Origin of the sequence: Streptomyces sp. NPDC002886 (assembly GCF_042888445.1) — a bacterium.
Classification (GTDB): Bacteria; Actinomycetota; Actinomycetes; order Streptomycetales; family Streptomycetaceae; genus Streptomyces.
Genome location: NZ_JBIAPV010000010.1, coordinates 137,801 through 161,378, shown reverse-complemented (window position 1 = coordinate 161,378; position 23,578 = coordinate 137,801). Strand labels below are relative to the sequence as shown.

The following is a 23,578-nucleotide window of genomic DNA, read 5'->3' as shown; positions in this document are numbered from 1 at the left end:
GTAGATGGCTAGTGCATCAGCTCGGAGTGGGGGTGCTCGGGCGCCGCAGGGCAGACGTAGAGCTGCTGGTCGTAGCCGCGGCCGATCTGGACGGCAGTGGGCTGGCTCCGTTCGTAGGGGTCGAAGCCTGGAAGTGATGCATCTTCCGGTTCCTGGTGCGCGAGCCAACTGCTGTCGTCGTTGTCCTCGTACGTGGCGATGGTGAGCAGGGCGTCCATGTCTCTGCCGCAGGCCGGGCAGGGCCGGGGGCCCGGGTCTGTGGTAGTCCACCGTGGCCAGCCGCCGACCTTCCAGCCGGGCGCGCCGGCCAATTCCTTGTCGTAGAACTCCTCCGGCCACGGAAGTTCTTCGCTGTCCATCTCCACGTTGCCGGCCTGCCACACGCTCAGGTTCCCCAGCTGCTCCTGCAGTTCCTTGCTCACCTCCAGGTGGTCGGGGTATTCGGTGACCTGCTCCGGGTGGAGCAGGCACGGCTCTGGCAGGTAGCTGTCGTACTGCATCGCGGGCGGTTCGGGGGGCGTGGCGAGGATGTCGGTGACCGTGGCTGCCGGCCGCCAGAACAGCGCGGTCTTGGGCATGATCGGGTGGTCGAAGGGGCACCACAGGACCTGGAGCAGGTCCATTCCTTCGGGTATGGGCAGATCGGGCACGGCCCGCTTGTACAGCTGCGCGACCGGCAGCATCGCGATGGAACCCTCATACGGACCGATCGCGACCTTCACGGGGTGTTTCCGAGGAGGGATGATCCGCTCCAGGGTTTCTCGTTCCTGCTCGGTCAGGATCCGTCCGCGGGAAGCGGTAGTGATTCGCCGCTTTAGCCTCATGTCCGCCGGCGACGGGGCCAGGTCGTTCCCGTCCACCACATGAGGTCCCTCGCAGTGCGGCCACGGCTCGCCGGCGGGCCACAGCAGCGGTCCGCCGATGGAGCTGTCCTGCGGTGACGGGATCCCCCGGCGGGGGTGCAGCCGGGTGGCCGTGCGGGCCAGCGGAGCGAGCTGAGGGAAGATCGCGGTGACGTCGTACGGTCGGGGAGGCGTCGTCGGAGTGCTGTTCATAGCCGCGATCTTGTCAAGTGACTCTGACAACGGAGCTCGCCGCCACCTCGGGGCAACTGTCTCTCAGACCGTACATCCGGAACGGCCATGTCCTCATTTGGCTGAGTGGCCGGGCTAGGAAGAGCCGCTGTTCAGCTCTGGGATGGGCCAGCCGTCAGTCGGCTTCATGGCGCCGAAGTGGCCCGGCGACCGCCTGGAGGAAGCGCGCGCAGCAGTTCCCACAGGGGCCGGGACCCGCTGGCCCATTCAGCGAGGAGGTGGCGGTCGACGAGGTGAAGTTTCTGGGACTTCGCGAACTGGGTGGCGTCGGCGGTGATGCGGCCGTTGGTGAGCATGACCACGACGTCCCCGTTGTGGACCTGCCTTCCGGTGCCGTTGAGGACCTGCAGGTCCTGGCTCCCGACGGGCTTGCCCGACCAGCCGTCCTTCCTGTGCTTGCACTGGATCACCCACCGACGCCCGTACGGGTCGGTGGCCTTCACGTCCGCCCCCTTGTCGCCCCGCCCGCCGACCTGCCGGGCATCCGCGCAGCCGTCACGGCGCATCAGATCCCGCACCGCGAACTCGAACGCCCGGTGATGCAGCGCGTCGAGTTGCCCGAGTGCCAAGCGCAGACCACTCGCCCTCACCTGCTCCCACCGCGCGGCCTCCCTGCGCCGCCACACCCAGAACCCGGCCCCAGCGGCGGCCGCCAGCAGGATCACGGCCACGGTCCACGGGTGGGCGGCCAGCCACCGCAGGGCGGCGGCCACCACGCTGATCACGACGGCAGCCGCGAGAGCGGCCAAGAGCAACTGCTCCAGGCCCTGCTCCTTACGCCGCCGGTACCGCCGGCCGGAACGTCGGACAGGACGACGACGCCCGCTCACCGCGTGCTCCCCAGGTGCGAAGCCCGGGAGGGCTTCTGGACAGCGGTGCCCTGTGCGGCTCGGGACGGGAGCCGGCCAGGCCCGGTCACAGTGTGGCCTCGGAGACGCTGCTGACGAGTTGCCCGATGAAGTTGGCGATGCCCTGACCGACTTCGGTGGGTGCGAGCATGATGCCCAAGGCCAGGACGATGAGCACGGTCATCTTCTCGTCGAACCTGCTCCGGGCCTCGGTGCGACGGCGAAGCCGCAGCGCAACGATGACCACCAGCAGTACCGCCACATTGATCGTCAGCAAGCGCCCGGTCCCCCCGCCACAACCCACGGGGCAGCGGACGACAGCCCCCTGGTCTTGTGTAGCTGGAGGCCAGCAGGGCTGTGACCAGATCACCAGGGATTGGCGGCAATCCACTGCACTGGCCAAATCTGGCAGGGCTGGTGTTCAAGTACTCAGGGAGGCCAAGGCCCTGGGCGGGTAGCCGGCCGGGCGGCAACCACTGACTCTTGCCAGATACGGCAGGTCTGTACCTTCACCGACGCCCTGTCAGTTCTCAGCCCCAACAACGCTTTTCGTCGTGGACGCTTCGGTGACGCAGCTGCAGCCCGAGCCTGGACGGCCTCGGCTTGACCGCTTCCTTCAGATCATCGGACATGGAAGTCGATCCGGTTCGGCGGCCTGCTCGTCCAGCGGCTCCGCGATCGCCCACCTTCGGGGGCGGTGGCAGGCTGGAGGGAGCGGGGACTGGAAGGGAGCGGCGATGCGTCCGGTCTGGTCTGGTGCGATCTCGTTTGGCCTGGTCACTTCTCTGAACCAGCCCCACCTAGTGGGTGCTGGCGCTCGGAGGGCAACGGCCAAGCTGCTGCACGTCCGGCGGACGCTGTGCAAGGCAAGGAGGTGCCGGGCTCCGACCGCCCGCCTGTGGACGCTCCTGCAATTAGGGATGCCCAGTGGTGGTCGACGATGATGCGCGAATGACTGGTCAGAGCTCCGCCGCAATTCCGGCGCTGGTATTCGATGAGGAGCACGCATCCGTGCTCGTCGGTGCCTCGGCGATCGCCGGACCGTTCATGGTGGGGGGCGCCAGCATCGTCATAGGCCTCACAAGGCCAGCCCAGGCACTACATCAATGGCCCGTCATAGGTGGCGGGCCAGCAGCCCGGCGGTCCACGCCGCGAGCGTCGGCTTCCGCAGTGCGGCGATCACCGTAGCGAGTTGCTTGTCTCCGGCCTTGCGCGCCTGAGCCACGTGCGCGTCCCGGGCCGCGGTGAACTCCGACGGCTTCAGCCCGTACAGCTCCAGCTCCAGCTCCAGCTCCAGCCGACTTGGGGGATGCGGCCCTCTTCGATCTTGGGGGTCGGCCTTTCCTGCCGGGAGACGTTGTTCATGCTCCCTTGCCGAGGGCTGCCCATCCCTCGGGGTGGTGAAGCACGGCGCGGTCAGAGGATGCTGAGGACCGTGTGCGCGGCGCCGGCGCCGCGGACGGCGGGGCTCGGGTGTTGGGTCTGGTACTCGGCGAGCATGTGGAGGAAGCCCCGAACGTGTGCGATGGCCGAGGGGTGAAGTTCGGCCATGAGCGTGGCGGTGCGGGGCGCCGTCGCACGGTCCAGGGTGCTGCCGTCCGGCCCGTAGATGGCGCTGCCGCCGTTGGCCGGCCGGTCCGCGGGGCCTCCGACGGGATTGACGAACACGGTGTAGACGGTGTTTTCGAGAGCACGGGCCGCAAGGTAGACGGCTGCCCTGTGTTCGTTTCCCGTGGCGAACGCGCTGAGGCACACGTAGGCGTGAGCGCCCGCCGCGGCAGCGGCTCTGGCGTGTTCGGGGAAGGACATGTCGTAGCAGACGCCGATTCCGAGGCGCCAGCCGTCGACTTCGACGCATCCTCCGCGGGAACCGGGGGTGAACAGGCGCGCCTCGTCGGCGTGCCAGAGGTTCTGCTTGTCGTAGACGACGGTGATGCGGCCGGTCGGGTCCGCGGCCAGGACGGAATTGGTCAGGGTGCCGTCGGGCCTGCGCACCGCTGCGCCGACGAGGACGACGGCTGCCCCCTCCGAGGCGGCGGTGGCGAGGGCCCTCAGCCGGGCGTCGGTGATGTGGCCGGCCGCGTCGGCCGCGATCTGGCAGGTTTCAGGGGCGCCGGCGATGGTCGGTAGATCGTAGGCGGTCAGGTAGAGCTCCGGCAGGACCGCTACCCGGGCGCCAAGACGGGTGGCCCGGGAGACCAGCTCCGCGGCGCGCAGGGCATTGTCGGCCACATCCCCGGGTACCGCCTCCGTCTGGAGGGCGGCGAGACGCAGGGGTGCAGTGGGCAGTGACGCGCTCATCGGGAGGTCATGGGCGACAAGCGGGCGTAGCCGGGCTTGGCTCCGGGACGTTCCACCTTGACCCGGGCATCGGAGAGCGGGAACGGGACCTGGGGCAGGGGCAGGTCGAGGAGGAAGTCCCCGTACTCGGCGGACGGGTAGGTGCCCAGGGGGACTTCTTGGCCGTCGGACGACAGCAGGCTGAGGTGCCACTCGTCGGCGCCTGCTGCGCCGGGTCCGGTGGCGGCGATCCGTAGCGCGTGCTCCGAAAGGAACTGGGCTGCCGCGACGACGGCGGTGCGCTGCACCGGAGCTCCCAGAGAGTGCATCGCCCCGTGCTTGACCAGGGGTTTGCGTGCGGTCGCGGGGGTGTGGACGGCGACGACCTCGCCGACGTACATGCGGTGGACGGGAAAGTCGACGGTGTCGCGCAGCACGCACTCCAGGGCTGTCACGCCACCGGTGACCCAGGGGGTGCGGGTGGCTTCCGGCGTGCCGAACTCGATGAGCTCGCTGCTGGTCTTGTCGATGTCGCCGAGGGAGAAGCTGCCGGCGAAGTCGGCGAGTTCGGCTTGTTCCTCGGCGCAGAAAGTGAGGCTGAACTCCTTGGCCGTGGGCAGCAGGTCGCGTGTGTCGGCGCGCGGGCTGAGCACCACGGCCACGTACAGCGGTTCCTTGTTCACGAAGTACGACCACTCCGCTGACATGACATTTACGCCGGATTCGTGGCGCACGCTGACGATCCCGATGGTGCTTGTCAGCGTCTTCCACAGCTGAGCTGGGACGGTAGAGGACATTTTCACCCTGCCTGATAGCGTTGTTGCCGAATGTCGGAGGTTCTGGGCATGCCGGAAACACTGCGCCCCAAATCCCCCCTGCCGCACTTTTATCATGGACTTACCCATGGTCAAGCAATGGGATCCGTGACCTACGTCACCGGCGGATTCACTTGCGTAGAATTTTCCTTCCATATCTAGTGGATCTCGTTGGAGCGCTGAATTACAGATCAGTCGCCCTTAAATCTGGGTGGGAGGTGTTCATCATGAAGAAGCCGGTTCGCCGCAACGTGCGCAACAACAAGTAAGCAGCAAGCCTGAAAGGTATCCCGAGGCCTGAGTTTGTCAGGTTAGGGGCCGGTCGATGTGGTCTTCTTATTCGCTCGGCCGGCCCTTTCCCGTCACCGTACCGTTTACGCGAGGGATAATCGTCGTGGAGTTGACAGACCGCATCATCCGGATCCTGCATGTTGACGGCGTCGGGCTGCTGGCGTCCGACGCGTTCGGCCGCGTGCACCTCCTCGACGAAGAGCTGCAGGTCATCAGGTCCTCGCCGCGCGTGCAGCAAGGGCGTCCCTTGTACGGGCTGGCGTTCGCCGACGGATGGGTCATCGGCAAGGACCGCATGGGCGCCGTGATGCGCTGGTCCCTGGACACACTTGACATAGTCAACCGGCTGGACCCCGCGACGGTGTGCGATCCCTCCATGCTCATCGAAGGCGAAGAGCCCTCTCCCGTAAGCTCCCGGGGCATTGGGATCTGGGAGGGGCGCGTATTCATCACCAGCGGCTATCACCAGCAAATGCTGGTCCTCGATCTTGAGACGTTCGACGTACTCGAAATCAGGCCCAACATCTGTGACGACAGTCCCATGGAATGGGCCTCAACGGACCACCCGACGCGGCACGCCGTGTCGGACAAGAATGGGAACCTCCGGTTCGGGAGTTTCTCCACGCTCGAATTCCCGGAGCTCGTGAAGCTCGATGACGGGAATATCCACCGAGTGCGGTACGACGCCCGGCACGATCGGTTCTGGTGTACTCAAGACTTCGGTGAAGGTGAGACCGCGGACGTCGCCAACGGCGTCGTCATCGTGTCCATGGACGGTGAGAAGCTGGACGAATGCCTCTTCGCCCGTGATGACGTGGAATTCGTCATCTTCTCTCCGGACTATTCGCGGGCCTATTCCGGAGGATTCGACGGAGAGCTGCACATCTTCGACAACTCGGAGCGTGAGCTGCACATCGAACGTACCGTCAGCGGCTTTTCGCACCAGCTCAGCGACATCACGCTCAGCGCGTCCGGTGACGTCTTCGTCCTGTGCCAGGACGGCGAGATCGTACAACTGGCCCCGGACGGCACCTTTGTCCGAGGTCTCGGATTCCGACGCCAGGCCGTCTGGGACATCCAGCCCTCGGTCGAGGACCCCGAGACCCTGTACTGCGCCACCGACTCGGGCGTTGCGGTCGCCGAAGTCCACCACACCGCGAGCGGACCGACCCTTCGCATCCTGGAGGACCACGCAACCGGCTACGGGTTCACGCGCCGCGTCGCCCCCGTCGACGGCGGCTGGATCGGAATCACCCGGGACCGCCACGTCTTCCGCGCGGCACGGGGCGGGGAAGTGCTGTGGACTCGCCGCCTGCCCTCGCTCCTCCACACCGTCGCTACTTCCCCCGACCGCTCGCGCACACTGATCGCCGGCAATGCGGGGGCCGTCGAACTCGACGCCGTCACCGGAGAGGAGCTGGCGACCCTCACGCTGGACGGGCTGCCGGTCTGGGCCTGCACCTACCTCCCCAGCGGCGACCGTGTGCTGGCTACCCGCAACGGAGTCATCGCCGTCTTCGCGGAGCAGTCGGCCGAGCCGTCCTGGCGGCTCGCCCAAGGCGAGTACCCCAAGCGCATGTGGGCCCAGAACGGATTCGTCTACGTGGTGGGCGACGGCGGACTGAAGGAGATCGAGACGGGGCGCGGCGTCACACGGCAGTGGACGGACCTGCTGTCGAACACCGCCGAGAACGCCACCATCAACGATGGTCTGGTCTGCGTGAGTTCCTACGGCATGCAAATCGCCGCCTACACCTACGACGACGAGTTCGTGGGCTTCCTCGAAGACCTGCCGGACTACCCGAAGGCGCTCACCATCGTGCGCGACACCGACGGCGCCGCACACCTCCTGGCGGGTTTCCGCACCGGTCTGCTCTCGCTCTACCGTCTCGACAAGCCGGCGGAAGACGGAACGTTCGCCAAACTTGAGGACCGCTGGCTACCCCGCAGGTCCGCCCACTACACCCTGACCCACCACGACAACCCCACCACTGGTCGGGCGTGACACGATGGCGCGAGAGACCACAGCGATCACTGACCTCCCCCCGTGGCGGGATCGCAAGTTCCTGATCTTCGCTTCGGGGAACTTCGCGAACAACCTTGGTGAGGCGGCCTACAAGGTAGGCCTCCCGCTGTACGTCTACGAGCTCACGGGCTCCCTGACCACGATGTCACTCCTGGCCGCCCTCTCCCCGGCGATGCTGCTCCTCAGCCCCTGGCTGGGAGCCATCGTGGACCGGTGGGGGCCTCGGGTGTTCGTCGTCCCCGGGCTCCTCCTCCAGCTCGTCGCGGCAGTGGCACTCAACCTCATCGCACTCACCGGTGACATCGCCAACGTGCCGCTGTTCTGCCTGGCAGCGCTGGTGCAGCTCGGTGGCGAGATGTACCGGGCCGGCTGGATCACCGGAGTACCGGGGATGTTCCCGCGCAACGCCGCGCAATCCAGAGCCGTCCTCAGCAGCCTGTTCGTCACCTCCAACATCGCCGGCCCGCTCGTCGTCGCCGCCGGTGTCGGCCTGGTCGGCTACCTCGGACTGCTGTGGTTCAACGCGGCCACCTTCATCGCCCCGATCATCGTGTGGCTTCTCGGGGTGCACCCCCCGGAAAGGAAGCAGCACAGCGCGATCGACCGCCCCAGCCTGAACCGGCCCAGCCTCGGTCGCGACATCATCGACGGCTGGCACATCATCAGGGCCGAGAAGCGAGTCATGTACGTGCAGCTCACCGCGCTGCCCCTGCACTTCGCCAGTGGTATCGGAGTCCTGGCGTTCATGATCTGGTACCTGCGCGACCACTGGGGGATGTCCGCGAGCGGGGTCAGCACCGCGCAGGCAGTGGCCAACATCGGAGCCCTGGCGGGCAGCGTCTACATCGCGGCCCGGGCACGCACCCGCCCACGGACGGTCCTCGCACTGGCAGCCGCCATCATGACCGCCGCGCTGTTCACCATGGCCATCCCCTCCACCTGGAGCTTCGTGGCGTGCATGGTGGCCTTCTTCACCATGCGCTCGGCCATGACCGCCGTCTCGGCAATGATCATCGTGAAATATCTACCCCCCGAGGTCGTCGGCCGGGCCGAAGGCCTGTTCAACCTCATCGGCGGCGCACCCCTGCTGCTCGCCCCGCTCCTCATCCCGCTGGTCCAAGGCACCTTCGGCAGCACCGCCGTCCTGATGTTCCTCGGCTCCGCGGCAGGCCTGTCACTGCTGTGCCTGGCCCGCTTCTGGCCGCACTGGAGCGACCCGGACCGCACCAGCACCGACACACCCGTCAGCGGCGACGTACCCGTCAAGTAGCAAGAACACAGTAGCTTCGTAGGTGAGAACGGGCTCTGGTCCACTTCTTGTGGTGCGGCCACGCGGGGTAGTCAAGGGGTGTTTGGGGGGACCTGTCTCAGAACGGCGGGTCGTCGCTGTAGCTGCCGCCGCCTGTCCAGTTACCGTCCCAGGAAGCGCGGGCGGCTCTGAGATGGGCGTAGTGCTCGCGGGCCGCGATGTCGGACGCGTTCTCCAGTCCGCTGGTGTCGTGGCCCCAGGCCATCAGCGTCTCCAGGACGCGGTCCCGGTGGTGTCGGTCAGTGCTCGTAGCCAGTAGGCGTCGAGCGTGGTCGGCCAAATCGGCTTGGTATTGGGTGAGGAAGGGGTGCTCGATGAGGGGGATGGCGGTGACCAGGGCAGTGTGGCGGACGGTGGTGTCGTCATGACCTAGGAGGGGACGAACAGCGGAGAAGATCGCCGGGCGTGTGTCCCGGAACGCCCGCATCGCGTCGTACTCGTCGAGGAAACCCCCGTCGAAGACGCGTTCGCCGGCAGCGACGCACTCGTCGTCGGCGTCGTAGGCGGTATCGCCGAGCCAGTCGAGCAACCGCACAAGAGTCGGGTAGTGCTGTGTCCCGACGCCAGGGTTGTCGTCGCCCGCAGTGATGGCCGGATGGTTGAGGATGGCCGCGACGAAGAGCGCCACGGGCACGGTGGCCTCGTAGATGCTGTTCTGGTGGGTCACGGGCCCCAGCGCGGCCTGGAGAGCGGACTCCCTGATGACCGGGTCGGGATCGGTGAGAAGTGTCAGCGCCGCCGGCAGGTCTTCGCCGGTCCCGAAGGCTGTGTCGAGTGCCCCCCAGTTCGTATTGTTCAGCAGTGTTTGGAACGGCGGGAGGGAGGCAGGGTGAGCCTGCTCGTTCTGGCTGCTGCTGTGGGTCACAGGACGAGGCTATTGCGTTGACCAGCCAGATCTGTGCGCGGGTGTCACGTGTAGAGCAGGACTCGTTTGCGAAGGAGTTCGAAGCCTGCGCGGCCGAACATCTGGCGCTTCAGCATCTTGATCCGGTTGACATGACCTTCGACGACTCCAGAGTTCCATGGCTGCGAGAGTCCGGCGGTGACGGCGTCGAGGTCGCGTTCCAGGTGCCGGGCGAATCGCTGGAGGTTTGGCAGGTCGGCGTTGGTCGAGGCCTCGATCCATGCCGGCAGTTGGTGGCCTTGCAGCTGAGTAAGCATGTGCGCGAAGGAACGGACGTGTTCGGCGAGTGCGTCAAGTTCGGGGCAGTTTGCCAGTACGGCCTTGAGCTGGAGCCGGTCGCCCTCGGCCAGAGCCTCGGGGCGAGTGAGGATCCAGCGGGTAACGGCGCGGGCGGATGGCGGCCGGGGGCCGACCGGCTGGGGTTGGCCACGTAGATTCCGGCTGACGTAGGCGCGAACGTTGCCGTAGCCGTCCGGGTAGCCCTGTTCCTTGATCTCCTCCCATAGCTTCCAGGCGTTGGTGCAGCCCTGCTGCCATCGCTGGTCGAGGTAGGGCTTGAAGGCATCGAGCTTGGTAGGGCGGCTTTGCCACTGGCCGGTGAAGAGCTGCTCCGGCTCCGTGGCATGGGCAAATCGGAGGACCGTGCTGAAGCCCATGCCGAGCTGGCGGGCGATGGACCGCTTGCTGTGGCCGGCGGCCAGGAGTGCGTGGACGGTTGCGTGCTTGGCTCGGGTTCGCTCAGCGAACCGGTGCCCTGTCGGCCACGGCGAGGCCGCAGGCGGATGCGATGCCTGCGCGGGCTCCTCCGGTGGCGCCGGTGCCGGGCGGAGGCAGGCGCGGTGTCGGAAGACGCACTTCTCGGCGGCTTCGCCGAGGTTGTGCCAGAGGTGCCATCGGTCGGCGACCTGGAGGGCCTGCGGGGCGCCGCGGGTAGCGCCTTCGGCGTAGAAGGCGGCGCGGTCACGGCAGATGATCTCAATTCCGGGCCGCTCGGAAAGCCAGGCCGCGAGCGTGTCCGCCTCGCGGTCCGGAAGGAGGTCCACCGGCCGACGCGTCTCGACGTCGACGAGCACGGTTCCGTAGATCCGGCCCTTGCGCTGTGCGAATTCGTCCACGCCGACCACGCGGGGCGTGGCGCTGGGCGGATCGGGCAGTGAGGTGATCAGCCTCAGGAGCGTGTTCCGGCTGACCCGCACCCCGAATGCGTCCGACATCCGGGCGCCGGCACGTCCTGCGAGCGCGAGACCGACCGAAATCAGGGTCGATCGCAGTCGCTCCGTCCGCCGACCGAACCGACGAGTAAGCCCGGGCACCTGCTCGACAAACGTCTTACGCGGGCAGGAGTCCTCCGCACACACGAACCGACGCACCCGTAAAGACACCAAGACCAGCTTGCCAGCGGTTGGCAGGTCACGAGGAAACCGCAGGTAGGAGCCGTGCATTCGCTCCGACCAACGCCCGCAGTCGGGGCAGGTCGCCCCACGGGCCTTGGTCCGGGCCTCCACCCGCACGACGGCGTCGGCGACCTCGACCGACTCCACCGACACGTTCTCCACCGACCAGAACAACAACTCATCCAGCTGCGGCCGCACTCCGTTCACGATGCAGAACTGTCGACCCCACTCCGCCCGGGCGGGGCGATTTTCGGGCGACCTCGGCAGCCACCTGGCGAGGAGCAGCAGTCACGCTGCGTGAGTCACCACAAGAAGTGGACCAGAGCCGTAACTCGCTGACAAAGCCAGACACAGCCATGCGCACGATCAACTCGCCAGCCGCCAACCCGAGAGGCCATGCCGCACCCATCACCCACGTCGCACTGAGTACCGACGGCCGACGTCTCGCCAGCTGCTCTTGAGATGGCACCGTGCTGATCTGGGACACCACCGACCCCACGCAACCGATCCAGACCACCCGGCTGCACCACCGCCGCCTCGTCAACGCCTCCTCCTGGAACCCCGTGGACCCCGCCCTCTTGGCCACCGCCTCGGCCGACAAGTCGGTCGCCGTGTGGCGGATACCGGACGAAGGCCCGGCCGACCTCGTCAACGTCCTCGCCCGCCACACCGACGACATCAACTCCGTGGCCTGGATGCCCGACGGCGAGCGCCTCCCACCGACCTGCCGAGATGCTGGTGCCAAGGTTTCAGCGCTCCCCGGAACCGCGCGTACGCCACTACGCCGGTGACACCGTGCCTGCCTGCGTGACACCTTTCGCGCTTCGCCTCAAGCACCCTGACCGACGTCTTCAAAAGTGTGCCGGGTGTCTTCTGACAGTGAAGTCGGACCGATTGCCAGTGAAGTTGGATCAGGGATCTGGTGAGTGGGCGGCGAGTCGCGCCGCTCGTCGACGGCGATAGGCTCGCGCCGCCACGACCGGGTCGCCGGCATCTGCGTCTCGGTCGACGGCGTGCCCCGCCCCGGGGCGGCGGCCGAGGTGACCGCCGCCGAGACGGGCTAGCTCTCGGGGCCGGTGCTCTCGGGCGCCGTGGTGGGATCGTCGTCCGGCGGGGCCGGGTTGGAAACGACGGACCGGATCTGGTCATCGGTGGCTTCGAGGAGGGTGACGGGCTCGCCTTCGGTGTTCGCCACCTCGATGACGGCGGGGCCCGGGTCGGGGGCGGCGCGGCGACCGGCTAGGAAGGCCTGCACGCGCTCGCGGAGACCGAGGAGTCCGTCGGTGAGCCCGATCACCGTTCCGGCGACTTCGATGATGGTGAGCAGCTGGTTGCTCCGGATCGTGCGGGACCTGACGACGGTGGTGCGGTCGTCGTCCGCCAGGGTCTTCTCGATGAGGGCCAGCAGGTCGGCGTCGTCGCCGGTGAGGCTGATCTCGAGTTCGACGTTGGTCATCGTCGGCTAGGTCCTTTCGTCGGTCGGTTCGTTTTCGTCAGGTCGGGCAGTCCGAGGTAGGAGAAGGCGGCCCAGTCGTCGATCGCATGGGTGGCCCGCATTCTCCGCTGGGTCAGGGTCACGGCCCGCTGCGGGCTCGCACCCCGGCTGATCTCCGTGTGCAGGTGATCCATGAACACACGGGCCGAATCGTCGAACACCGCCCACCTGCTGCCGACCACGCCCCGGGCGCCCATCCGCAGGAGGGCTCCGGTCAGGCCGATGCAGTCGCCGCTGAGGCTCCAGGAGGTGAGGGCGGACTGGCAGGCGGAGAGGACGACCACGGGAGAGCGGGGAAGCGCCCGGCCCGCGAGTTCCCGGGCCTCCAGGACGAGCGGACGCCCACCGGGCGGCGCGCCGAAGTGGAGGGCGGAGCGGGTCTCGCTGGCCGGGTCGAAGGAGCCGTGGCAGGCGAAGTGCAGCAGTTCGTACGGGTCCGCCGAGATGCTGTCCAGCAGCTCGGCCTTCCGCTGCACGCCCGGATCGAGCAGATCGGCCCGGTCTCCCCACACCGTCATGATCTGCTCGGACTCGGCGGAGGACTCGGGCAGGTCGGCCCCCCGGTAGTTCGCGACGAACACGCGGCCCGGCCCGGTCCCGGGGGTGGACCGGCGGGCCAACGCCGCGGCGGAGCGCAGCGACGGGGTCAGGAAGACCTCGAACTCCTCCCCGAACGGGACGCCGTCGACCTCGAGGCCTTCGAAGGGGATCTGGCTGAAGACGCCCGGGGCCGAGATCGCGACGCGGCGCACACCGGAGTCCCTCAGCAGGGGCACCAGCCCCTTGAGCAGCACCGGCGATGCCTTGGCGCAGTAGGCGGCCATCCGCCGTCTGCGGAACCTGGCCGCATGCGCCATCTCGCTGACGGCGGAGCTCTCCAGCAGCACGTCGACGTTCACCGGCCACTGCGCGCCCTCGACCCGCCAGCCGTCCCCGGCCGGAACGGCGATGACCACGCTGACCGTGCCGGAGGCGAAGACGTAGGAGCAGATCGCGGTGTCGGCCGGCCAGCCCGAGTCCGTCAGGCCCCGGAGCGCGGCGTCGGTGAGCGGACGGGGCCGGCGCTCCGGCCTGCGCGGCGCCCGAAAGGCACTGAACCGGGGTGCGTCGGGCGGGGTCGTCAGCAGGTTCGTCAGGAGTTTCGTGAAGGAGGCCTTGGCCAGCTCCTTCCTGGCCTGTTCGGCCGGCGTGGTCTGCCGGAGGACGATCAGCGCGCGGGCCTCCTCGACGGCCTCCAACGCCACCAGCGGGCGTCCGAGCCGGATGTTCACCCGGGCCAGTTCGTCGAAGTACCGGTGGTAGTGGCGGACGGCGGGGACCAGCAGGGCGTCGGGCGTGGTCCTGAGCTCGGTCGCGGCGAGGTCCGCGGCCCGGCGCAGCGCCTCCTCGGCCGCCGCGTCGTCGCCGTCCACCTCCAGTTGGTTCGCCGCCCGGTGGAGCCAGATGCACCGGTCGAGGACGGGAAGGGCCGCCCAGTCCGGGCCGCTGTAGTCGATCTCCCGGCGGACCGGTGCGGTGCCGCCGGGGTCCAGCCGGTGCAGGTCCTCCAGGGTGTTGGCGCGTGAGTCCGCGATGTCGGTGCGCAGGGGCGCGGGTATCGCCGGTTCCGCCAGGGCCGCGTCAAAGTGCCGCACCGCTTTGCGCAGCCGGTCGGGCCCGGCGGTCGGTTTGCGGGTGATGTCGCCCAGCAGGTAGTTGATGCGCGCAATCTCGACGGATCGGACCTCGGGATCGAGGGAGCTGTCCGCTTCGAAGGACGCCCGCGCGTCTTCGGCGAGACTGAGCGACCGCGACCGGATCTCCTCCGGATCCTCGGACAGGACGGCGCCGTGGACGTTGTTGAGAAGGGTGAAACCCGCGGCCGCCGCGTTGTAGCTGACCATGCCCCGGGACACCGGGTCCTCGGGCGCGTCCGCTCCCTCGGCCAGCGCCGCGAGGGTGCCGAAGGCATGCAGGCCCGCATGGACGACCCCGGTGCGCCGGTGGAACTGGTGGAGCAGGATGCCTTCGAGGTTGCGCAGGCGCCAGGTCTGGGAGCGGTAGTGGTTCCAGGTGGCGAGGCGCCCGGCGAAGAGCGCGGCGGGGACCAGGTATCGGATCGCGTCGGGGTTCGCCGGTGCGGAGAGCAGCACTCGTAGCTCCCGGCTCAGCTCGGCCTCGTCGGCGGCCGCATCCAGACCCCAGGCGCGTGATTCCCCTGCCCGGGCGTCCTTCAGGTCCAGGACGGCCTGCGGCAGGTCCGTATGCGGTTCGGCCGAGGTCTGGGTGCAGCGCTCCGATCCGCACTCCGGGCACACGGGCGTGAAGAAGAACCGGGTGGTCAGCGCGCCGAACCCGTGGCCGCAGTCGTCACAGGACAGCCGGATCCGGTAGACGAAGAGCCTCTGCTCCAGGACGGCGGTGCCGCAGCTCGGGCAGCGCGGCGGCCGGTGGAGTGCGTCAGGGACCGCGCCGTGCAAGGGATTCGATCGCAGGAACATCCCGCAGCCCTCGCAGAAGAAGTAAACCTGGGCGTCGAAAGACAGTGCGGGAAGCACGTCTTGGGCGAGATGCTCAGCGGGGAGCAGATCGTAGAACGGTCCCCCGTGCACTCTGGCCACTCCTTTGAGGAAGAGGTGCCGGCCGGATCGTCACGGCCGGTGCGGGACAGGCCGGGCGTCGGCTCGGTGACAACTACCCTATACAGGGCGCGCGTTGACTGAGGTGCATTCGGCCGGACTGGCCGTACCAGCCAGTGCGGAGCGGGCCCGGCGGGAGGTGTGCCAGAGGGTGTAGAGGCTGCCCGCGCAGAACAGGGCGATGACGGAGGCGGAGATCAGGAAGGTCAAGGAGGTCGGGTCGTTCGCGGTGGCTTCGGCGGTGATGTAGGCCGCGGCGCCGGGGACGGAGCCGAGGGCGGTGGCGGCGGCGAACGGGAGGGCGCGTGTCCTCTGCCACGAAGTTGGATGGATTGTCAGTCAAGTTGGACCGCTCAGGCAGTCATGCCGAGCCGTTCCTTTCTCCGTGTTCGGTAGCGCTTCGTCCGGCAGGGGGCCGAGCACGTTAGGCGGCTCTGGGACCTCCGTTCGGGAAGCGGTATTCCGCAGACCCGGTGCGAGCCCTCCGGGCGGTGTCATGGCGGCCGGCCCAGCTAGAACTCCCAGCGCCCGAATCGCGGCGTCGTTCATTTTCAGAGACAACATGCCGTGCATGATCGCAGCCGGTGCCTCACCTCATCACCGAATATGACGTGCCCAGACGCCCTCTACAACGGCCGCCACCGAGTCGAGTCGATCACCGAGCTGGTGCAGTCAACTGGCCAGGCCACGTGCCGCTACGGGCACGGTGGGAACCCCCTCTGCCGGGGCTGTCAGGACGAGCGCGACGAGCACCTCGCCCGCACCCGTCCGTGTTCTCCTGCCCGACGGCGAGGTCACGGGCCGGCTCGTACGGCGGTGTGCCCAACCTGCACCGCAGGCCACCCCCGCCCCGGGCGGGGTGGCCTGACCCGGGTACGGCCCCGCTCGGATCGCCGCCGCCCGGCGCGCGCGGATGGATCTGCGAGCGCGTGCCAATCCCCGGCCTGTCGGGCGGGGTCCTCGTCCACGAACCAGGCTGCGGAATGATCCAAGGGCCCCTCGGCGCACCTTCACCACCGAGCGGGCCCGGCGCATGATCGCCGATGACCCGACCACAGATGCCTGCAACAGCTGCGACGCCTACAAAACCCTGGTCGGCCTGAAGTCTTAGCTTGCCGTTTAACCGTCGAGCGGCTCTTGCATCGCCTCGTGGGCTGCGAGTTCCTCTGGAGTGCCCAGGAAGGCCAGCCCGCAGTCAACCGGAAGGCGCTCCAAAACCATGGTGACGGCTTGCGAGACCGTTTCCGCAGGCCCCACGTCCTGCGAACGGAGAGGACCTGACACCCAGTAGCTGCCGCCGGCAGCAGGCTGGATGTAGGGGATGTCCCAGGTCCACCGTTGTTCGGTGCAGCGGCTGAAGTGCAGCTCTCCCATGCCGGTCCAGGGGAACAGCTGCCGCAGGCGGGGTTCGGCGTACGCGGCTTCCAGCAGCTCGGGGCGCACGCGTCCGTCAGCGCGGGCCTTCTGCCAGCCTGCTTCGACAGCGTCATCGCTCGATGGCCCCAGTGTCATTGGGACATCATGACCGCCATCCCTGAGGCTCACTGCGTGGGGGGTGGGGCTTGTTCGTAGGGGTTTGGAGCCGACCTTGTGGTGGGGGGTGGGTATAGGGCTCGCCCACCACAAGGTCGGCTCCAAACCCCTACGGAGTGGCGGGTCGGCAAGCTCAGACTGATAGCAGGAATCCACCGATCTGATACTCCAGCCCTTCGCGGAACTCCAGGTGCGGGATGGCACTCCGCATCGCCGAGTACAGCTCGGATGGCACCTCGTAGCCCAGTGTCTCAAGGAAGTCATCGTCCCGGCCGGGGAACAGGTCCCTGATCCTCAAGATCTCAATTCGGTTGAGGCCAGCGACATGTACGGCCTGCTCGTCACTGTCCCAGCCGATGAGTTCCCATCCAAGGGTTTCGGTGTTCATGTCGTTCACGTGCCTACGGTAAGCGCGAACCACCCATGAGGTTAAACGGCAAGCTGATTCGATGCAGGACACGGCCCGGCGAAGGAGCGCATCATGACCAAGATCCGATCCCAGACCCACTCCGAGGTGCTCGGCTCCGGATCCTTCGGCAGACCCCGCTACCGCCGTACTTCCGGGATCTCCCCGGAGGGGACATGGACCTTGGTCACCGCCCGCGCCGATCCCCGGCTGGGCGACGGTGTGCGCGGTTACCGCGGCTACCGGCTCGCCATGGACCGTCCGCAGCGCCGCATCGAGATGCCGATCGGGGCGGTCTCCATGATTTTCAGTTTCGGCGACCCGCTGCGCATCACGAGGCTCCCCACGGCCAGCCACACCGAACAAGTCTGGACACCACGCACCTCCTTGGTGGCCGGCCTGGAAACCCGCGCCGCGGTGGGTGAGCACGGCGGCCGCATCAGGGGCATCGAGGTCCTGCTCGAACCCTGGTTGGCCTTTACGGTCCTGGACCAGGCGATGCACGAGATCCAGAGCCTCATCCTGCCCTTGGCCGACGTCACAGGCCCCGCCGGCGTCCTGCTTGAGGAACAGCTCGCCCAAGCCCCGGACTGGTCCACCTGCTTCGCGTTGATCGACGCTTTCCTCCTGGACCGCCGTGCACGCGGCCGCGTGCCGGCCGCCCAGGTCGTCCACGCCTGGCAGCAACTGACCCGTGCCTCAAGTACGGAACCGATCAGCCAAATCTCCCGGTCCGTGGGCTGGAGCGAGCGCCATCTTGAGGGCCGATTTCGCGAACAGATCGGCCTTCCGCCGCGGCGCGTCGCCCGTATGGCCCGATTACGCCGGGCGCTGCGGCTGCTGGAAGAAGGCCACCCACCGGTCCAGGTCGCGGCCGCCTGTGACTTCTACGACCAAGCCCACCTGAACCGGGACTTCAAAGCCGTGATCGGCTGCGCCCCCGGTGCGCTCGTCACCCACCGCGTCCACAAGCCTCGGCCCCTGGACCGTCTCGCGGGGCAGCCGACCAGCGTGCTGTTGCCGGGGGCCGGGCAATAGCCCCGCACCGCCCCGTTCCCCCGCCTTCCATGCCGGCAGCCCGTGGGCATGGCGGTTTTTTCCTATACCCAGTGGATCAACGTCTGCCACCGTTCCCGGCAGACCAGTCAGGCCGATCCCGATCCGAAAACGAGGGAACTCCATGAAGTCCCGAATCAAGTACGCTCTCGCTCTTGCCGTGGCACCCGCGATCCTCGCCCTTGTCGCAGGGCCCGCGCAGGCTGCCGGTGGCACCTACGACGTCACCCACACGGGTGGAGACATCGCGGGCGCTTGGGCCCATGGAACGTTCTGGAAGACTTCAGACGGCCGCTGGCACCTGAACGGTGAACTCAAGGACACCGCCAGCGACGGCAAGGGTGCGGCTCTCAAGATCGTGGCCATCTACGCCGACAACGGCACCCGGTACGAGGAAGTCAAGAACGCAAACAGCAGCGGGTCGGTCGTACCGATCGGCGAGTACAACTTCGCGTCGAGCCTGCGGTACATACAGCTCCAGGAATGCACCATGACGAAGAACTCCCAGGGAGTGCCGTACATCAGCGCCTGCGCCGCTGGCACCTTCACCTTCGCCGCCGTCTAGCACTCGACACGGCCGCCGGGCTGTACGGGGCACCGGTATCGCGGCCCGAAAACCGGAGTGGGGCGGGCATCGCAAAGCGAGCCCGCCCCACTCCGTTTTCATACTCCGGCCGGATCAGTCGCGGACTCGTCGAGCACATCGCGCAGGGCGCGGCGTGCGGGGCCGGCTGCGCAGCTCGGGCAAGCGGGCCCACTCTTCGGGTGTCGCCAGTACCTCGTCCAGGGCCAGCAAGGACAGGAGTCGGATGGGGCGGCCGGCCCTCGCCGCGGCCTCTAGTTTGTGGTGGCCGTCGAGCAGGAAGTGGGTTAGGCACCAGTGGGCGTACTGGTCGTTGTCAGGCGGGCTGACGGCAGGTTCGAACACGCCGAAGGTCGAGACCGCCACCGCGGTCGGGATCGTGCCCCGGCCCATGAGTTCGACGTACTCCTCGACTCGCTCCTCGTCGTTCCAGGTCGGGGGAACCATGGGCACGACGAACTCGTAAAGGTGCGCGGACGCGTCGATTTCGGTCTCGAAGGTCCGGTAGTAGGGGGTACGCGGGGACTCCGCGATGCCCCAGAACTGGCTGACCCCCCAGGTGGCCACCTGCTCCTCGCTGAAGTAGTCGCCTTCCGACCCAGGAACGGCCAGGCGCGGCTCAATGTGGAGGAGGAGCGGCAGGTACTGCCCTTCGGGCAGTACCTCGCCGAATGCCCGCAGCAGGTCCTCGTCGTCAGCGTCCGTGAGCGTGCCCGTCAGGCGATCCTGGACCTCCTCCAGCGACAGGGTCTCGCGTGATCCTTCCAAGCGCTCGAAGAGGAACGAACAGCTACCGCACCAGACGCCGAGCTCGAACGCCGGCTCACCGTCGATCTTGATCAGCCGACGCGTCGGAAAGGTACCGGTGGCCGTCGTACGCGTCTCGGTCTCGAAGCGGAGCCGTGGAGTCCCGGCATCCGGTGTTCCAAGTCTGCGCGGCTCGGCGGCGTTGATCAGCATCGACCGAGCGTACGACGCCAACTCAGAGAGGAACCACCCGACGCCCCGATAGGCGGCACGGCCGCATGGGCAGCATGGAAGATCAAGAAAGACCCGAGCAGGACGTCTGGGCGGACACGGAGGACCAGCGCCTGGTCGTGCACGTCGGAGGTGAGATGGACGTCGACCGCGCCCCGATGCTGCGCGACGCCCTGTACACAGCGATCACCCAGCCCAATGGGCCGGACGAGATCGTCATCGACCTCGCGGACCTGTCCTTCTGCGACTCCTCCGGCCTCAACGTCTTCATCGGCGCCCGCCATACCGCGACCGACCACGACCGGCACATCAGCCTGCGCAACCCGCAGCCCCAGTTCCTGCGGCTCCTGGAGATGACCGGCGCAGACACCCTCTTCCCCATCACCGACACCTGACCAGCCCCCGGGCGCCCCACCGCCCGGCCCGCACCACGATGGTGCGCGGCCCCCGAGTACGCACGGTGCCCAGAGCGCCGCAGAGGACCTGTCCGCCGTAGAGCTCGCCGTGCGAGCACAGGACAGCGGGGGCCGCCGCCACCGATGGGGCGGCGGCCCCCTCAAATGTCCGCAGCGAAGAGTGTCGGCCCGGGATCAGGCAGCCCAGTCGAAGGCCCGCACCGCGTTCGGGCAGCCGGCCGCCTACCACAGCAGCGCCTCGCACTCGGCCTGGTCCACCGACAACGCCCACCGGTGCTTGGCCGCCACCCACTCCCCGATGCACCCGCAATGCACCGCCGGAGCCGGCATCCACGTAGCCGGATCCTGGTCGGACTACTGCCGGTTCGAACGAGCCGTGACCCCTACGAGAGTCACTTCAGAGCCGAGGTCGTCGGCGTACCGACGGCGCTGCTCCGTCGTCCAGCCATAGCCGCCAGTCGTGGAGTTCAGCGAGCGGGATCGTGCGGTCGATGCCGATTCGTTGTTCGAAATGGTACTTGCTGGAGATGAGGTGAGCGGGTCGGCCGTTCAGGAGGCGAGGTGTTGAGCTGGACGCTGCCGCCACTCATCGAGCGGTCGGACAAGTCGACCGAAGCCAGTTCGGCCACGCCCGCCCGACCGTGCACCAAACCGGGCGCACGCTCCGTCAGCGTTTCTGTGCTCGGTACTGCTTGAGGAGAGCGGTGAGCTTCGCGGGTTGGGCTGCGCCGTTCAGCTCCGTCAGGAGAGCATCAGGACAGAGCTCGTAGTGGTCGCCCCACCACCGCTGCCCTTTGTTGTCCCAAATGCGATACCCGCCGGGTACCCCCCTGGCTACGTATCGTCGCCTGCTGATATTGATCACCCCTAGAGACAGTCTCCCCACAGTACAAGCTGCTACTGGAGCTGGATCATCTTCCGCAACAGGAAGAAGCCGGCTCGTCCGTAGAGCTACCTCCTGATCTTTTTGATGCTGTTGACGGCACCTTCAATGCTGCCGGAGCTCCATTGGAGGGTGAGTCCGGCAGCTATCGTCACCAGATGCCTGAAGCTCCCGAGAAGTTCAACACCGCGATGACCACCTGGCAGGAATGGCAGGACGCCCCCTGGGGCCGCCTGCGCTACGCGATCGCCGAGGCGAACCTGGCCCGTCATCTCGACAGCCTGGGTGGCGGGCCATTGCGCATACTCGACGTTGCCGGCGGCGACGGCGGCGACGCCATGCGCCTCGCCAGCCGCGGGCACCACGTCACCATCGTCGACTATGCGCCCGCCATGCTCGCTGCTGCGACCGAGCGGGCCTCGGCGGCCGGCCTGACGGAACTGATCACCTGCGTACAGGCCGACGTGACTGCTCTGCCCGCCGACCTCGCCGACGGGGAGTTCGACGTGGTCCTGTGCCACAACCTCCTTCAGTACGTGGACGACGTACCGGGAACCCTCTCCACGGTTCTCACCCCGCTGAAGAGCGGCGGGCTGTTCTCGGTGATGGCGATCAACCGGCACTCGGCGGCCCTGAACGTCGCCATTCGCGATATGGACCCTGCCGCCGCGCTGGCTGCGCTCGGCACCGATCAACTCCGGACCCAGATGTTCGACTCAACGTTGACGCTTCATACGGCCGAGGAGATCACCCCTCTCCTTCAAAGCCTTGGCTGTCTCGACGTCCAGCACTACGGCATCCGCAGCTTCTGTGACTACATCACCGACGACGCGCGAAAGTACGACCCGGCGTTCTACGCCGACCTTGAGCAACTGGAGCTCGCCACCACTGCGCTTCCGCCCTACATGCACACAGCCCGGCTCTTCCAGCTGACTGCATGGAACGGGACATACGAGGCCACACCGTAAAGAACAAGGTGAGAAGCTGTTCGAGAACCTGCGATCTGATGTCTGCTGGCATGGTGTTGGCAGGGGCTGCCGGGGTAGCGGGGCTCAGTCGGTGTCTATGCCGCGCGCGGCAAAGACGTCCGCGGCATCCGGCACCGCCAAGACGCCGTCCTCCACGAAAGTGACCTCCCGCAGGTTGGGCAGCAGGGCGAGGTCGTCGAGCGAGCGGACGTCGAACAGGTCATCCTCGCCATCCCAGGCGGGGGCACAGTGCCGAAAGACATTCACCCCCGCGTCGAAGCACAACTCCTCGACACCGGCAAGCAGCTCGGCCGGGATCTCCAGAGCCTCGAAATAGGCCCGGGACTCCGGCAGCACCTGCGCATGGAGGCCGTTCTCCAAGACGTAGGACGCGGGATCTCCGATCCCCTGCTCGGCCAGCCGCGCGGGGAGGTCATAGACCGGCAAGAGCGGCTCGGGGCCGTACATGAGCTCCTCGATGACGAGCAGCTTGAGATTGAAGTCGCGGAACTGGTTCATGGGAGATGAGTACCAGAGGTAAGACGACGGGTCGGAGCCCGACCCCCGGTCAGGCCCAGTGCCCGGCCCCCGCCTGGCCGACGACGACCCGCCGACCATCGAGCCGGCCAAGCCGAAAACCCGGATCCTCGCATGCCGGCACTGTGTAGCCGGGCCGGCCGATGGCCGGGCCAGGACCAACGTCGGCGCCGGAGACCACCTCATGGTGACCGGCACCTGCTGTCCTGCCCCACACCGCAGCCGGCCGTGTCCTTACGGGAGACAAGGAGTGAAGCACCCTGGGGCCGGTCAGCCACGGTGGAACAGGTCTGGATCGACGGACCGGTGCCGGCCGGCCGAAGTCCTTGCGGATCCTCCTGGGCAGGGAACTTCCCGGCCCTCCTGGAGCCACAGCCGTTCAACCGCGTCGTAGATCGGCCAATCCGAGACCTGCACGCCGCCCGCGCCCGGATCGGTGGAACACCTCGGTGCCGGAACGGTTCTCTGGTCCATGCCTTGCCCAACGACCCACACCTCGAAGCCGTGGCGGTCCGTGACCCATCCGTCACCGCCCAGGCCTCCATACCGCCCCGCAACTCCCGCCGGCCCGGCGCATGCCCGCAGGCCATGGCAACGCGCCAAGCATGTCGGCGCCCTGGAGCGGGACATCAAGGAAATGCGAGCCCATGGGCCCGGCGCGGAACATCGGGCCGGGTTCAGGACCCGAAGATGCGCAGGACACCCGGAGCGCCCGGCAAGTCCTCGGGGACTGCGGCCGTGCCGGTCAGGGGCATCAGGTGCCCGTTACCGCACGCCGCACGCTGCTGATGGTCGATCTCCCAGTCCCGGCCGGCCACGGTCGAGGGCGAGCTGGTGGCGTAAAGGGGCTGGCGGCAGGAGCGGCACCAGTAGAACGACCGCCCGTTCACGGCGCCCCCTGACGAGAGCCCCGTACGAGACGAATGGCGGCGAACGGCGGAAGCCGGTGGGGCATGCAGCCGGTGGCCGGGCAGCCAGGGCCGGGGCCCTGTGGACGGAAACGGTCTTTCACAAGAGCTGAAACGATCCGGCTTCGCCCTAGGTCACCAGCCCGAGAGCCGGCGTTCACTCCCGCTCGGCCAGGATGCGGTCCGCCACAAGATGCGGACGGGCATCCGTGTGCCAGGTCGCCGACACCCGGCCC

23 protein-coding genes are annotated in these 23,578 nt (G+C 67.7%); 8 read left to right on the top strand and 15 right to left on the bottom strand.

The features are described from left to right. Positions 1 to 8: 8 nt before the first annotated feature. The 5 genes from ACFYYB_RS33335 to ACFYYB_RS33315 all read right to left on the bottom strand — a co-directional run bounded on the left by ACFYYB_RS33335 (position 9) and on the right by ACFYYB_RS33315 (position 5,019). Positions 9 to 1,055, bottom strand: a complete 1,047-nt coding sequence (locus ACFYYB_RS33335) for a hypothetical protein (RefSeq protein ID WP_389440237.1) — start codon at positions 1,053 to 1,055, stop codon at positions 9 to 11. 164 nt (positions 1,056 to 1,219) lie between these two features. After that, a complete protein-coding gene (locus ACFYYB_RS33330) occupies positions 1,220 to 1,924 on the bottom strand; it encodes a restriction endonuclease (RefSeq protein WP_389440235.1) in 705 nt (234 codons plus the stop codon). 85 nt (positions 1,925 to 2,009) lie between these two features. Further along, positions 2,010 to 2,219: a hypothetical protein gene (locus ACFYYB_RS33325; RefSeq protein ID WP_389440233.1), complete on the bottom strand. Its 210-nt coding sequence runs from the start codon at positions 2,217 to 2,219 to the stop codon at positions 2,010 to 2,012. 1,139 nt (positions 2,220 to 3,358) lie between these two features. After that, the gene (locus ACFYYB_RS33320) at positions 3,359 to 4,243 is read right to left on the bottom strand and encodes a carbon-nitrogen hydrolase family protein (protein WP_389440231.1); all 885 of its coding nucleotides are present in this window, start codon (positions 4,241 to 4,243) and stop codon (positions 3,359 to 3,361) included. Then, positions 4,240 to 5,019, bottom strand: coding sequence for a flavin reductase family protein (locus tag ACFYYB_RS33315; protein ID WP_389440229.1), 780 nt, complete (start codon positions 5,017 to 5,019; stop codon positions 4,240 to 4,242). Before ACFYYB_RS33315 ends, ACFYYB_RS33320 begins: the two co-directional genes overlap by 4 nt. A 412-nt stretch (positions 5,020 to 5,431) precedes the next feature. Here ACFYYB_RS33315 and ACFYYB_RS33310 point away from each other — a divergent pair, with 412 nt between their 5' ends. Both ACFYYB_RS33310 and ACFYYB_RS33305 read left to right on the top strand, forming a co-directional pair. Continuing rightward, positions 5,432 to 7,333 carry a WD40 repeat domain-containing protein gene (locus ACFYYB_RS33310; protein ID WP_389440227.1) on the top strand — a complete coding sequence of 634 codons (1,902 nt, stop codon included), beginning with the start codon at positions 5,432 to 5,434 and terminating at the stop codon, positions 7,331 to 7,333. A 4-nt stretch (positions 7,334 to 7,337) separates the two neighbouring features. Beyond that, positions 7,338 to 8,624 carry an MFS transporter gene (locus tag ACFYYB_RS33305; protein WP_389440225.1) on the top strand — a complete coding sequence of 429 codons (1,287 nt, stop codon included), beginning with the start codon at positions 7,338 to 7,340 and terminating at the stop codon, positions 8,622 to 8,624. Between the two features lie 97 nt (positions 8,625 to 8,721). Here ACFYYB_RS33305 and ACFYYB_RS33300 read toward each other — a convergent pair whose 3' ends face one another. Both ACFYYB_RS33300 and ACFYYB_RS33295 read right to left on the bottom strand, forming a co-directional pair. Beyond that, complete coding sequence (locus ACFYYB_RS33300) at positions 8,722 to 9,528, bottom strand: hypothetical protein (protein WP_389440223.1); 807 nt, start codon at positions 9,526 to 9,528, stop codon at positions 8,722 to 8,724. 44 nt (positions 9,529 to 9,572) lie between these two features. After that, complete coding sequence (locus ACFYYB_RS33295; RefSeq protein WP_389440221.1) at positions 9,573 to 11,168, bottom strand: ISL3 family transposase; 1,596 nt, start codon at positions 11,166 to 11,168, stop codon at positions 9,573 to 9,575. Positions 11,169 to 11,431: 263 nt separating this feature from the next. Between ACFYYB_RS33295 and ACFYYB_RS33290 the strand changes: the two genes are divergently transcribed. Together ACFYYB_RS33290 and ACFYYB_RS33285 are read left to right on the top strand one after the other, a co-directional pair. After that, complete coding sequence (locus ACFYYB_RS33290) at positions 11,432 to 11,752, top strand: hypothetical protein (RefSeq protein ID WP_389440219.1); 321 nt, start codon at positions 11,432 to 11,434, stop codon at positions 11,750 to 11,752. 135 nt (positions 11,753 to 11,887) lie between these two features. Continuing rightward, entirely contained in the window at positions 11,888 to 12,025 is a 138-nt protein-coding gene (locus ACFYYB_RS33285) for a hypothetical protein (RefSeq protein ID WP_389440217.1), read from the top strand. On the opposite strand, the gene ACFYYB_RS33280 is transcribed toward ACFYYB_RS33285, so the two are convergent. The 4 genes from ACFYYB_RS33280 to ACFYYB_RS33265 form a co-directional block, all read right to left on the bottom strand. Further along, positions 12,022 to 12,417 (bottom strand): hypothetical protein, encoded by a 396-nt coding sequence (locus ACFYYB_RS33280; protein ID WP_389440215.1) that lies wholly within the window; start codon positions 12,415 to 12,417, stop codon positions 12,022 to 12,024. The two genes, ACFYYB_RS33285 and ACFYYB_RS33280, sit on opposite strands and share 4 nt — an antisense overlap. Beyond that, positions 12,414 to 15,047, bottom strand: a complete 2,634-nt coding sequence (locus ACFYYB_RS33275) for a CHAT domain-containing protein (protein ID WP_389440213.1) — start codon at positions 15,045 to 15,047, stop codon at positions 12,414 to 12,416. The genes ACFYYB_RS33280 and ACFYYB_RS33275 overlap by 4 nt, the downstream gene beginning before the upstream one ends. Before the next feature lie 1,146 nt (positions 15,048 to 16,193). Next, positions 16,194 to 16,586: a DUF6193 family natural product biosynthesis protein gene (locus ACFYYB_RS33270; RefSeq protein WP_389440211.1), complete on the bottom strand. Its 393-nt coding sequence runs from the start codon at positions 16,584 to 16,586 to the stop codon at positions 16,194 to 16,196. A gap of 154 nt (positions 16,587 to 16,740) precedes the next feature. Then, positions 16,741 to 17,004 carry a hypothetical protein gene (locus tag ACFYYB_RS33265; RefSeq protein ID WP_389440209.1) on the bottom strand — a complete coding sequence of 88 codons (264 nt, stop codon included), beginning with the start codon at positions 17,002 to 17,004 and terminating at the stop codon, positions 16,741 to 16,743. Between the two features lie 192 nt (positions 17,005 to 17,196). Here ACFYYB_RS33265 and ACFYYB_RS33260 point away from each other — a divergent pair, with 192 nt between their 5' ends. Beyond that, positions 17,197 to 18,051: a helix-turn-helix domain-containing protein gene (locus tag ACFYYB_RS33260; RefSeq protein ID WP_389440207.1), complete on the top strand. Its 855-nt coding sequence runs from the start codon at positions 17,197 to 17,199 to the stop codon at positions 18,049 to 18,051. A 142-nt stretch (positions 18,052 to 18,193) separates the two neighbouring features. Beyond that, on the top strand, positions 18,194 to 18,634 hold the full coding sequence (locus ACFYYB_RS33255; RefSeq protein WP_389440205.1) for a hypothetical protein: 441 nt from the start codon (positions 18,194 to 18,196) through the stop codon (positions 18,632 to 18,634). 114 nt (positions 18,635 to 18,748) lie between these two features. Here the strand turns inward: ACFYYB_RS33255 and ACFYYB_RS33250 are convergent, their stop codons facing one another. Further along, complete coding sequence (locus ACFYYB_RS33250; protein ID WP_389440203.1) at positions 18,749 to 19,612, bottom strand: hypothetical protein; 864 nt, start codon at positions 19,610 to 19,612, stop codon at positions 18,749 to 18,751. 74 nt (positions 19,613 to 19,686) lie between these two features. Between ACFYYB_RS33250 and ACFYYB_RS33245 the strand changes: the two genes are divergently transcribed. Then, positions 19,687 to 20,025, top strand: a complete 339-nt coding sequence (locus ACFYYB_RS33245; protein WP_389440201.1) for an STAS domain-containing protein — start codon at positions 19,687 to 19,689, stop codon at positions 20,023 to 20,025. Positions 20,026 to 20,713: 688 nt separating this feature from the next. Here the strand turns inward: ACFYYB_RS33245 and ACFYYB_RS33240 are convergent. Next, positions 20,714 to 20,902 carry a hypothetical protein gene (locus ACFYYB_RS33240; RefSeq protein ID WP_389440600.1) on the bottom strand — a complete coding sequence of 63 codons (189 nt, stop codon included), beginning with the start codon at positions 20,900 to 20,902 and terminating at the stop codon, positions 20,714 to 20,716. Positions 20,903 to 21,087: 185 nt separating this feature from the next. Here ACFYYB_RS33240 and ACFYYB_RS33235 point away from each other — a divergent pair, with 185 nt between their 5' ends. Next, on the top strand, positions 21,088 to 21,897 hold the full coding sequence (locus ACFYYB_RS33235; protein WP_389440199.1) for a class I SAM-dependent methyltransferase: 810 nt from the start codon (positions 21,088 to 21,090) through the stop codon (positions 21,895 to 21,897). 84 nt (positions 21,898 to 21,981) lie between these two features. Here ACFYYB_RS33235 and ACFYYB_RS33230 read toward each other — a convergent pair whose 3' ends face one another. After that, positions 21,982 to 22,416, bottom strand: a complete 435-nt coding sequence (locus ACFYYB_RS33230) for a DUF6892 domain-containing protein (RefSeq protein WP_389440197.1) — start codon at positions 22,414 to 22,416, stop codon at positions 21,982 to 21,984. A 695-nt stretch (positions 22,417 to 23,111) separates the two neighbouring features. After that, complete coding sequence (locus ACFYYB_RS33225) at positions 23,112 to 23,324, bottom strand: hypothetical protein (RefSeq protein ID WP_389440195.1); 213 nt, start codon at positions 23,322 to 23,324, stop codon at positions 23,112 to 23,114. Between the last annotated feature and the right edge of the window lie 254 nt (positions 23,325 to 23,578).